The sequence below is a fragment of the Magnetococcales bacterium genome, assembly GCA_015231925.1.
GTDB lineage: Bacteria > Pseudomonadota > Magnetococcia > Magnetococcales > JADGAQ01 > JADGAQ01.
In genome coordinates this window covers 1-10,168 of the sequence record JADGAQ010000152.1, presented here as the reverse complement: position 1 = coordinate 10,168, position 10,168 = coordinate 1, and the positions used below count along the sequence as shown (strand labels likewise).

Annotated in this window: 10 protein-coding genes; 9 read left to right on the top strand and 1 reads right to left on the bottom strand. The window is 61.9% G+C overall.

Features of this window, described 5'->3' with window-relative positions; genetic code table 11:
- Positions 1 to 121 precede the first annotated feature (121 nt).
- The gene (gene ilvD / locus HQL56_14775) at positions 122 to 1,981 is read right to left on the bottom strand and encodes a dihydroxy-acid dehydratase (protein ID MBF0310785.1); all 1,860 of its coding nucleotides are present in this window, start codon (positions 1,979 to 1,981) and stop codon (positions 122 to 124) included.
- Between the two features lie 229 nt (positions 1,982 to 2,210).
- Here ilvD and HQL56_14770 point away from each other — a divergent pair, with 229 nt between their 5' ends.
- The 9 genes from HQL56_14770 to HQL56_14730 form a co-directional block, all read left to right on the top strand.
- Complete coding sequence (locus HQL56_14770; GenBank protein ID MBF0310784.1) at positions 2,211 to 2,837, top strand: threonylcarbamoyl-AMP synthase; 627 nt, start codon at positions 2,211 to 2,213, stop codon at positions 2,835 to 2,837.
- Positions 2,838 to 3,037: 200 nt separating this feature from the next.
- On the top strand, positions 3,038 to 3,850 hold the full coding sequence (gene rpsB, locus HQL56_14765) for a 30S ribosomal protein S2 (protein ID MBF0310783.1): 813 nt from the start codon (positions 3,038 to 3,040) through the stop codon (positions 3,848 to 3,850).
- A gap of 64 nt (positions 3,851 to 3,914) precedes the next feature.
- Positions 3,915 to 4,820, top strand: a complete 906-nt coding sequence (locus tag HQL56_14760; GenBank protein ID MBF0310782.1) for an elongation factor Ts — start codon at positions 3,915 to 3,917, stop codon at positions 4,818 to 4,820.
- Positions 4,821 to 4,946: 126 nt separating this feature from the next.
- Complete coding sequence (locus HQL56_14755; GenBank protein MBF0310781.1) at positions 4,947 to 5,669, top strand: UMP kinase; 723 nt, start codon at positions 4,947 to 4,949, stop codon at positions 5,667 to 5,669.
- On the top strand, positions 5,669 to 6,226 hold the full coding sequence (frr, locus tag HQL56_14750; protein MBF0310780.1) for a ribosome recycling factor: 558 nt from the start codon (positions 5,669 to 5,671) through the stop codon (positions 6,224 to 6,226). Before HQL56_14755 ends, frr begins: the two co-directional genes overlap by 1 nt.
- 128 nt (positions 6,227 to 6,354) lie before the next feature.
- The gene (locus HQL56_14745; GenBank protein MBF0310779.1) at positions 6,355 to 7,077 is read left to right on the top strand and encodes an isoprenyl transferase; all 723 of its coding nucleotides are present in this window, start codon (positions 6,355 to 6,357) and stop codon (positions 7,075 to 7,077) included.
- A gap of 123 nt (positions 7,078 to 7,200) precedes the next feature.
- Complete coding sequence (locus HQL56_14740) at positions 7,201 to 8,001, top strand: phosphatidate cytidylyltransferase (GenBank protein MBF0310778.1); 801 nt, start codon at positions 7,201 to 7,203, stop codon at positions 7,999 to 8,001.
- The gene (locus HQL56_14735) at positions 7,991 to 9,160 is read left to right on the top strand and encodes a 1-deoxy-D-xylulose-5-phosphate reductoisomerase (GenBank protein ID MBF0310777.1); all 1,170 of its coding nucleotides are present in this window, start codon (positions 7,991 to 7,993) and stop codon (positions 9,158 to 9,160) included. The genes HQL56_14740 and HQL56_14735 overlap by 11 nt, the downstream gene beginning before the upstream one ends.
- A partial coding sequence (locus HQL56_14730; GenBank protein ID MBF0310776.1) for a site-2 protease family protein occupies positions 9,157 to 10,168 on the top strand: 1,012 nt, incomplete at its 3' end. The genes HQL56_14735 and HQL56_14730, both read left to right, overlap by 4 nt.

Sequence of the window (10,168 nt, the reverse complement as noted above, 5' to 3'; positions counted from 1 at the left end):
CTGCCCTGGACCCGTCGGGGGGGATAATCCCCCCCGAACCCCCGTATATCTGAAGAGTTACGTGCCAAATAGAGCGGCCCGCCCGTCGGCGAGACGGGCAGGCCACTGAAAGGCGTTGGGTTCAGCGTTTCCGCAACTGCTCCAGATCCCGCACCGCCCCTTTGGCGGCGGAAGTGGTCATGGCCGCATAGGCCTGCAGCGCCTTGGAAACCACCCGATCCCGTCCGATCGGTCGAAAAGCCTGCTCCTTGAGCCGGTTCATGGCCGCTCGCCGCCGCTTCAGAACCGTATCGGAGACCAGCAACGACAGCGTGCGGCGGGGAATGTCGATCTCGATGAGATCCCCCTCTTCGACCAGGGCCAGTTCGCCCCCTTCCGCAGCTTCGGGGGAGATATGTCCGATGGAGAGACCGGAGGTGCCTCCCGAAAAGCGACCGTCGGTGATCAGGGCGCACTCCTTGCCCAGCTCCTTGCCTTTGAGGAAGCTGGTGGGATAGAGCATCTCCTGCATGCCGGGTCCGCCCTTGGGGCCTTCGTAGCGGATGACCACCACGTCGCCTTTGCGGATGCGGTCTTCGAGAATGGCCTGGCAGGCCTCTTCCTGGCTGTTGAACAGACGCGCCGGTCCCTTGAAGGTCCAGATGGAGGGATCGACCCCGGCGGTTTTGACGATGCAGCCGTCGCGGGCGATATTGCCGAACAGGACCGCCAGCCCACCGTCCTTGGAGTAGCTGTGATCGACGGAACGGATGCAACCGTTTTCCCGGTCGGTGTCGAGGGCAGGCCAGCGGGAATCCTGGCAGAAAGGTTCGATGGTGGTCTTTCCGCAGGGGGCCGCCAGAAAGAGGTCGCGGTATTCGTCGCCGAGATTGGGGCTGCGGATATCGACCCGGTCCAGGGCTTCGGCCAGGGAAGGGGAGTGGATGGTGGGGGTCGCGGTCTGCAGAAGGTTGGCCCGGTTCAGTTCCCCCAGGATGGCGAAGACACCTCCGGCGCGATGCACATCCTCCATGTGGAATTTCTGGGTGGAGGGGGCCACCTTGCAGAGACAGGGCACCTGACGGGAGAGACGGTCGATATCGGCCATGGTGAAATCCACCCCGGCCTCCTGGGCGGCGGCCAGAAGATGAAGCACGGTGTTGGTGGAGCCACCCATGGCGATGTCCAGAACCATGGCGTTCCGGAAAGCCTGCTGATTGGCGATGCTGCGGGGCAGCACCGAGGTGTCGTCCAGTTGGTAGTAGCGCCGCGCCAGATGCATGATATGGCGACCCGCCTTGAGAAAGAGACCGCGCCGGGCCACGTGGGTGGCCAGGGTGGTGCCGTTGCCGGGAAAGGCCAACCCCAGAGCCTCCATGAGACAGTTCATGGAATTGGCGGTGAAGAGCCCCGAGCAGGAGCCGCAGGTGGGACAGGCCGATTTTTCCATGACATCCAGTTCGCTTTCGGAGACGGAGGCGCTGGAGGCGGCGATCATGGAATCGACGAGATCGAGTTTGCGCAGGGAGCCGTCGGCCAGATTCATCTTGCCCGCTTCCATGGGGCCGCCGGAGACGAAGACCGTGGGGATGTTGAGCCTCAAGGCGGCCATCAGCATGCCGGGGGTGATCTTGTCGCAATTGGAGATGCACACCAGGGCATCGGCGGTATGGGCCTGCACCATGTATTCCACGCTGTCGGCGATGAGATCCCGGGAGGGCAGGGAGTAGAGCATGCCGCCGTGCCCCATGGCGATGCCGTCGTCGATGGCGATGGTGTTGAACTCACGGGGAACGCCGCCATGGGCGAGGATCTCTTTGGCGACCAGTTGTCCCACCTCTCGCAGATGCACATGGCCCGGAACGAACTGGGTGAAGGAGTTGGCCACGGCGACGATGGGTTTGCCGAAATCGGATTCGGCCATGCCGGTGGCGCGCCACAAGGAGCGGGCCCCGGCCATGTTGCGACCGCGGGTCGAGGTATTGGAACGGAGTTCGGGCATGGAGAAGACCTTTCCTGAAAGGGCCGGGCAGGGGATAATAGGCCCGACGACGGAGGAACGATAGCAGCCTGTTGAAAAAATCGATCTCGCGCCTTGATGCTGCCGGAACCGGAAAAATGCTCACATGGAACGGACTATGCTGCGCGTTTTCCGAACCCGGCGCCTCGCCTGAAGACGCGATATCGATTTTTTCAACAGGCTGCCAGCCCGGAGAGCGGACGAAACCATCATGGGTCAACTATTCAGGATTCATCCCGACAACCCGCAGCCGAGGTTGCTCAAACAGGCGGCTACCATTTTGCAGCAGGGTGGCGTCATCGTCTACCCCACCGATACGACCTACGGGTTGGGATGCGGGCTGATGAATCGCGCCGGGGTGGAACGCATCATCCGGTTGCGACAGTTGGCGCCCAACCACCTCTTTTCGGTCTTGTGCCCCAATCTGGCGGAGATCTCCCGTCTGGCGCGGGTGGATAACGCCACCTACCGCATTCTGAAGCGGTTTCTGCCCGGTCCCTACACCTTCGTGCTGGAGGCGACCCGGGAGGTTCCCAAGACGCTGCTGCCCAAACGGCGCACCATCGGACTGCGCATTCCCGACCATCCCATCTGTCTCGGCCTGTTGGAAGAGGTGGGGGAGCCGATTCTCTCCACCTCCCTGAAACTGCCGGGGCAGGAGGAGATCCTCTGCGACGCCGAGGAGATCCACGAACGCATCGGCCACCTGGTGGAACTGGTCATCCATGGCGGAATTCTCTCCGGCGTGCCCTCCACGGTGGTCGATCTGAGCGGGGACGGGCCGGAAATCCTGCGGGTTGGTGCGGGTGACCCCTCCTGTTTCACCTCGGGAGCCTGATCCGAAGGGGGCGAGAGGTTCCAAATCCTTGCAAACAGGGCGTCGAAATGGTATGAAGCGAGGATGATCAGCATGGCGCGTGCGCCAAAATCACACACATCCGGATACGGTTCTCCCGGTGCCCCTCGGGGTGGAGAACATCAAGCGGACCGGATGGAGGGACTTCAACCGAAACTGGCAGGAAGGCAAACGAGACAACAATGGCTACTTATTCGGTACGTGAACTGTTGGAGGCCGGTTTCCACTTCGGGCACCAGACCAAACGCTGGAACCCCAAGATGGCGACCTACATCCACTCCTCCCGCAACGGCACCCACATCATCAATCTGCAAAAGACCGTCTACATGTTGCGCGACGCCTGCGGCTACGTGCGCAGCACGGTGCAGAAGCGCGGGCGCGTCCTTTTCGTGGGCACCAAGCGCCAGGCTGCGGATATCGTGCAGGAAGTGGCCCTGGGCTGCGGTCAGTACTTCGTCAACCAGCGCTGGCTGGGCGGCACCCTGACCAACTGGGAGACCATTCAACGCTCCATCCGTCGCCTGAAGGATCTGGAGCGCATGGGCACCGACGGCACCCATCAGATGCTGACCAAGAACGAGGTTCAGCGCCTGGAACGGGAGAGAATGCGCATCGAGAACGCCCTCGGCGGCATCAAGGCCATGGATCGTCTGCCCCATCTGATCGTGGTGGTGGATACCCGCAAGGAGCACATCGCCGTTAAGGAAGCCAACAAACTGGGCATCCCCGTGGTGGCCCTGGTGGACACCAACTGCGATCCGGATCCGGTGGACTATGTGGTGCCCGGCAACGACGACGCCATTCGCTCCATCCGTCTCTTCCTGGACAAGATGGCCGAGGCCGTCAAGGAAGGTTCGCAACTGGTCACCGAAGAGGTCTTCGAAGAGCCGCAACAACCGGTGCGCGATGCGCCGGCCCGTCCTTCCCGCAAGAGCCAGGCCCTGGTGCATGACTCCGACGACGATCTGGAAGAGATGGTGGCCATTCGCGAGTGATCCGGTCCTGTCGGGAACGAGCGCGTCCAATTCGCAACAGGTAATTTTCAAAGAGGTGGAGCAAATGTCGGTTACTGCGCAAATGGTCAAGGATCTCCGGGAGAAGACCGGGGCGGGCATGATGGAGTGCAAGAAGGCCCTCACGGAGACCGGCGGGGATATGCAGGCGGCCATCGACTGGCTGCGTAAGAAGGGCCTGTCGGTTGCGGCCAAGAAATCGGGTCGCGTCGCGGCGGAAGGCAAGGTTGTGGCCGTTTCGTCGGGCAACGCCGGTATCTTGCTGGAAGTGAATCTGGAAACGGATTTCGCCTCCCGCAACGAACATTTCGGGAGTTTTATCGAAAATCTGTCTCAACTGGTTCTGAAGGCGCGTCCTGCGGATATGGATGCCCTGCAGGCCCTGCCCTACGGCAACGGTCGTTCCGTGGCCGAAGAGGTGACCCATCTGATCTCCGTTATCGGGGAGAACATGGCCGTGCGCCGCTACCAACTCATGGAAGTGGCCCAGGGCGTGGTGGGGCAATACATCCACATGAACGGCAAGATCGGCGTTCTGGTGGGTTTGGAGAGCGGGGGCGATGCGGCGGCTCTCGCCGAGTTGGGTAAGCAGTTGGCCATGCACGTGGCCGCCGCCTCTCCCCAATTCCTGGACCGCTCCGTGGTGCCGGTGGAGACCCTGAACCGGGAGCGGGATGTGCTGATGGAGCAGGCCAAGGCCAGCGGCAAGCCCGAAAACATTCTCGCCAAGATGGTGGAAGGGCGTATCAGCAAGTTCTACGGTGAGGTCTGCATGCTGGAGCAGCTCTACGTCGTCGATCAGGAGAGCAAGGTCTCCCAGGTGGTGGAACAGGCTGCCAAGAAGTTGGGCAGCCCCATCCGGGTGACCGGTTTCGCCCGCTTCCAGCTGGGAGAGGGTATTCAGAAGGAAGAGAAGGACTTTGCTGCGGAAGTCGCCCAGCAGATGGGGTGATGTTTTCGAGCAGCATGGTTGGTTCCGGAAACAGGGCGGTCGGCTCTGCCGTATCCGAAGAGGGGATCAATCCTTCGGGAGGCAGGGTCGGCCCATCCCGGCAGACGTCAGGAGAGGCCGATTTTCATGACAAATGCCACGCCTTATCGGCGCGTTTTGGTGAAACTTTCCGGAGAAGCTCTGATGGGGGGGCGGGGCTATGGTCTCGACCCCCTTTTTTTGGCCCGGGTGGCCGGTGAGCTGGCCGGGGTTAACCGGCTGGGCATCGAACTGGCCCTGGTGGTGGGCGGCGGCAACATTTTTCGCGGCATGTCCGAAAGCGCCCGGGATATGGAACGCAGCCGGGCCGACCAGATGGGCATGCTGGCCACGGTGATCAACGCCCTGGCCCTGCAAAGCGCCCTGGAGGCGGCGGGTGTCCCGGCGGTGGTGCAGTCGGCTCTGGCCATGCCCCAGGTGGCGGAGACCTTTCAGCAGCAGCAGGCCGTGCGGCATCTCCAGGAGGGCCGGGTGGTGATCTTCGCCGCCGGAACCGGGAATCCCTACTTCACCACCGATACCGCCGCCAGTTTGCGGGCCATCGAGATTCATGCCTCCGTGTTGATCAAGGCGACCAAGGTGTCCGGCGTTTACAGCGCCGACCCGGCCAAGGATCCGCAGGCCGAGTTCCTGCCTTATCTGACCTATCGTGAGGTGTTGCAACGGGATTTGCGGGTGATGGATCTGACCGCCATCACCCTCTGTCGGGAGAATCGCCTGCCAATCCTGGTCTGTTCCATGACCGAACCGGGCAGTCTTGGCAGGGTCTTGCAAGGCGAACGCCTGGGAACCCTGATTGAGGAGGCATGATGAACGCAGCCTATGAAGCAGACCTCACGGAACGGATGAAGAAAGTCTTGCAGGCCATGCAGGAGGAGCTGGGGGGGCTGCGCACCGGACGTGCCAACACGGGGCTGCTGGATCACCTGACGATCGAGGCCTACGGCAGTCGCATGCCGTTGAATCAGGTGGCCTCCCTGAATGTGCCGGAGGCGCGCATGATCACGGTGCAGCCCTGGGATCGCTCCCTGGTCAATATCATCGACAAGGCCATTCGGGAGTCGGACCTGGGCCTCAATCCCATCAAGGACGGCATGGTGTTGCGCATTCCCCTGCCGGAGTTGACCGAAGACCGGCGGCGGGATCTGGTCAAGGTGGTACACAAGTTCGCCGAACAGGCCCGGGTGGCCATTCGCAACGTGCGCCGCGACGGGGTGGAAATCCTCCGCAAGGCGGAAAAGAACAAGGAAATCTCCAAGGATGATCTCCATGTCTGGGAAAAGACCGTTCAGGAGTTGACCGACCGCCATATCGAGCGCATCGGCGAAATCGCCCTGAAGAAGGAAGAAGAGATCATGCATGTGTAGCGTCTTCCGAGGAGACGCCGTATCGGAGTTGTCGTACACTGCATAACTGAGGCACTAAAAGGGGGTTCGTACCCCGGACACGTTTATCCCTGCAAGTGGCTGCCGGGTAGCCGCGGAAGGTAATCTCGATGTTGAAATTGGACGGAGAAAACATGCCCAAACATGTTGCCATCATTATGGATGGCAATCGTCGCTGGGCCAAAAGCCGCAGTCTGCCCCGTCTGGAGGGGCATCGCCAGGGGGTGAAGGCGGTGCGGCGCACCATCGAGGCCTGTCTGTTGCTGGGGGTTCCCGTCCTGACGCTCTACACCTTCTCCTCGGAAAACTGGAAAAGGCCCCAGGACGAAGTGAACGCCCTGATGAATCTGCTGGCCATGCATCTGCGCAAGGAGATGGACGAACTGATCCGGGAAGGGGTTCGCTTCAAGGCCCTGGGCCGATTGAACATGCTGCCTCAGAAAATCCAGGATCTGGTGGTGGAGATGGAAAACCGCACCGTGGTCAACACCCGGTTGCAATTCAATATCGCCCTGAACTACGGGGGACGCCAGGAGATCGTCGATTGCATCCGCAGCTTCGTTACGGATGCCCGGGAGCGGGGCCTGACACCCGAGGAGGTGACCGAAGAGAACGTCTCCTCGCGCATGAGTACGGCGGGCCAGCCGGATCCCGATCTGTTGATCCGCACCGGGGGGGAGCAGCGCATCAGCAATTTCCTCCTGTGGCAGATGGCCTACACCGAGTTGGTCTTTTTGCCCATCTTCTGGCCGGAATTCAACAAGGATCATCTGGAACAGGCCTTGTTGGAGTTCAGCCGCCGGGAGCGCCGTTTCGGGGCGACCGCCGCCTGAGCATGGCTTTTCAAACCGGGCTGCCGGAGCCTTCTTGAGACAGGGGCGTGATTATCCTTAGGAAGCCGATCGAGTCGCTGGCTTTCCGTTACCCACTCCGACTGCCGTTGATGGAACCGAAGCATGGTGTTGCGCATTGTAACAGCCTTGATTCTCATTCCGGTGGTGATCTGGGTGTTGTTCCGGGGTGGGACGGGTCCGCTCTACCTGCTGATGCTGTTGGCCGGCAGCGGTTTGATGTGGGAGTGGAACCGGCTGAAGGGTGGGGTGGACGCGCTCCCCCTGGCCATGGCCGTCGGGGTCGGCGCGGTGATGTTGGCCCTGCCGCTGACACCGCTGAAGGAGCTGCTTTGGTTGCTTCCGGCGGTGTTGCTGCCCGCGCTGATGGGGTTGGGGGTCTGGCGTTACCAGGCAGACAAACCGGTCCTCGACGGAATGCTGCTGTTGATGGGCGGGCTGCTCTATTGCGTCGCGCCCCTGGTTTGGCTGTTGGAAGTACGGTTGCGTTTCGGGCCGGAATGGCTGGGTTTGTTGCTGATCGTCATCTGGTCCACGGACACCGGGGCGTTGTTCGTGGGACGGGGCTTCGGAGGGCCGAAGTGGATTCCCCGGGTCTCTCCGGGCAAGACCTGGTCCGGTTTTTGGGGTGGAACCCTCTGTGGTATTCTGGGGGGGGCGGGGGCGGCTTACGCCTTTTCCCTTGCAATCCCAACGGGGCGCGCTATTGTCTTAAGTTTGGCCCTGTCGGTTGTGGGCCAAATCGGCGATTTGGCGGAGTCCGTGGTCAAACGCGAGGCCGGAGTGAAAGATTCCGGTCGGTTGATTCCGGGCCATGGCGGCTTGCTGGACCGTTTGGACAGCCTGCTGTTTTCGGCTCCGGTACTGGCCGCCTATCTGATCGGGGTTGACCTGCTTGAGCGTTAAGAATCTTGCCCTGTTGGGATCGACCGGATCCATCGGCCAAAGCACCCTGGACGTGGTGGCGGCCCATCCCGATCGTTTCAAGGTGGTCGCCATGGCCGCCGGGGGCAACAGCCGCCGGGCGATTGTCCAGGCGTTGCGCTTTCGCCCCGAGCTGCTCGCCATGGGAAGTGAGGAATCGGCCAGGGAAGTGCGGCGTGAGCTGCCTTCCCTGGAGGTGTTGAGTGGGCCCGAAGGGTTGCTGGCCGTGGCGCGGCATGGTCGGGCGGATATGGTGGTTTCGGCTTTGGTCGGGGCCGTCGGATTGGCGCCGACCATGGCGGCGATTCGCGCCGGCAAGGATATCGCCCTGGCCAACAAGGAGTGCCTGGTCATGGCGGGGGCGCTGTTCATGAGCGCCGTGGCCGAGTTCGGCGTGCGCCTGTTGCCGGTCGATTCGGAACACTCGGCCATTTTTCAGGTGTTGAACGGCCGGGAGGCCTTGCAGAACCTGATACTGACCGCTTCGGGAGGACCGTTCCGGGGCTGGAGCCGGGAGAGGCTGGAGCAGGTGACTCCGGAGATGGCTTTGGCCCATCCCACCTGGAATATGGGCCCCAAGATCACCATCGATTCCGCCTCGATGATGAACAAGGGGTTGGAAGTGATCGAGGCCCGCTGGTTGTTCGATGTGGAGGCTTCGCGCATCAAGGTGGTGGTTCATCCGGAGAGCATCGTTCACTCGATGGTGCAATATGCCGACGGATCGGTGCTGGCGCAGTTGGGCGTGCCGGACATGCGTACCCCGATCGCCGTGGCGCTGGCCTGGCCGGAGCGCATCGCGGCGCCGGTCAAGGCCCTGGACCTGGTGGCTCTGGGTCGGCTGCATTTCGAAGAGGCTCCGGGCGGAGACCGTTTTCCCTGTCTGCCCCTGGCTTATGCGGCTCTCTGTGGCGGGGGACGTCTGCCAGCCGTGCTCAACGCGGCCAACGAAGTGGCCGTGGCGGCCTTTCTGGCCGGGAAAATCCCCTTTCTGGGCATTCCCGCCGCCGTGGAGAGGGCCATGTCGAGCCTGGACGGACCGGGCCCCGGTTCGTTGGAGGAGTTGTTAGCCCTGGACCTTGAAACCAGGGAATTCACCAGCCGTTGGATCGGCGGGGATGGTCGGAGGAGTTTGCAGTGAACAGCCTATTTTGGGCGATCGTCGTTCTGGGCGCCCTGATTTTCGTGCATGAATTGGGCCATTTCCTGGTGGCGCGTTGGTTCGGTGTCCGCGTCCTGATCTTCTCTCTTGGTTTCGGGCCGCGACTCTTCGGATGGAAAAGCCCGAAGGACGGCACCGACTACCAGGTGGCCGTAGTGCCCCTGGGCGGCTATGTCCGCATGTTGGGGGAGGGGGACGAAGAACCTGTCGCCGAAGAGGAAAAGCCCTTTTCGTTCAGCCACAAGGGCGTCGGTCCCCGCTTCGCCATCGTTGCCGCCGGACCGCTGTTCAACTTCCTGTTCGCCATCGTGGTGCTTTGGATGACCTGTCTGATCGGTTTCCAGGAGCTGCTGCCGGTGGTGGGTAGCGTCAAGGAGGGTATGCCCGCAGCCCGCTCCGGGTTGAAAAGCGGCGACCGCATCCTGTCGGTGGAAGGGGAGGAGGTCTCCCGCTGGGAGACCATGAGCGCCCGCATCCGGGCCTCCTCCGGCGAGCCGTTGCGCCTGAGCATCGAGCGGGACAGCAAGCTGTTGGAGCTTGTCATAACCCCCGTCATCGAAGAGACTCCCAACCTGTTCGGGGAGCCCGAGCGGCGCGCCATGATCGGCATCACCCCCAAAGGGGATTCGGCCGTCATCACCTACGGCGTGGTGGAGGGTTTCTTCGAGGGGATGCGTCGTACCTGGAGCGTCATCGACCTGACGCTGACCACCTACTGGAAGCTGCTGACCCGGGTGGTCTCTCCGGACCAGATCGGCGGGCCGATCATGATTGCCGAACTTATCCTGGCCGATAACGGAAATGGGGCCGACTACGCAGGGCCAGACGGAACTGCAAAGGTCTACCAGATTGCTTACACTGACCTGGGAGCTGGTTCGATCACCACAGTTACCCTCACTGCTGGAAGCAACATAATTGATACCGGTTTTGGTCGTTTGATCGTTGATTCCTCAACCGGTTCCTATTCCTTCATTCCAAAAAGCCAGC

Bases quoted from the DNA above. Each gene is read 5' to 3' on its own strand.
- HQL56_14755 (MBF0310781.1), top strand. From the start codon at position 4,947: ATGACAAATGCCACGCCTTATCGGCGCGTTTTGGTGAAACTTTCCGGA.
- frr (MBF0310780.1), top strand. From the start codon at position 5,669: ATGAACGCAGCCTATGAAGCAGACCTCACGGAACGGATGAAGAAAGTC.
- HQL56_14740 (MBF0310778.1), top strand. From the start codon at position 7,201: ATGGTGTTGCGCATTGTAACAGCCTTGATTCTCATTCCGGTGGTGATC.
- HQL56_14745 (MBF0310779.1), top strand. From the start codon at position 6,355: ATGTTGAAATTGGACGGAGAAAACATGCCCAAACATGTTGCCATCATT.
- rpsB (MBF0310783.1), top strand. From the start codon at position 3,038: ATGGCTACTTATTCGGTACGTGAACTGTTGGAGGCCGGTTTCCACTTC.
- HQL56_14760 (MBF0310782.1), top strand. From the start codon at position 3,915: ATGTCGGTTACTGCGCAAATGGTCAAGGATCTCCGGGAGAAGACCGGG.
- HQL56_14770 (MBF0310784.1), top strand. From the start codon at position 2,211: ATGGGTCAACTATTCAGGATTCATCCCGACAACCCGCAGCCGAGGTTG.
- ilvD (MBF0310785.1), bottom strand. From the start codon at position 1,981: ATGCCCGAACTCCGTTCCAATACCTCGACCCGCGGTCGCAACATGGCC.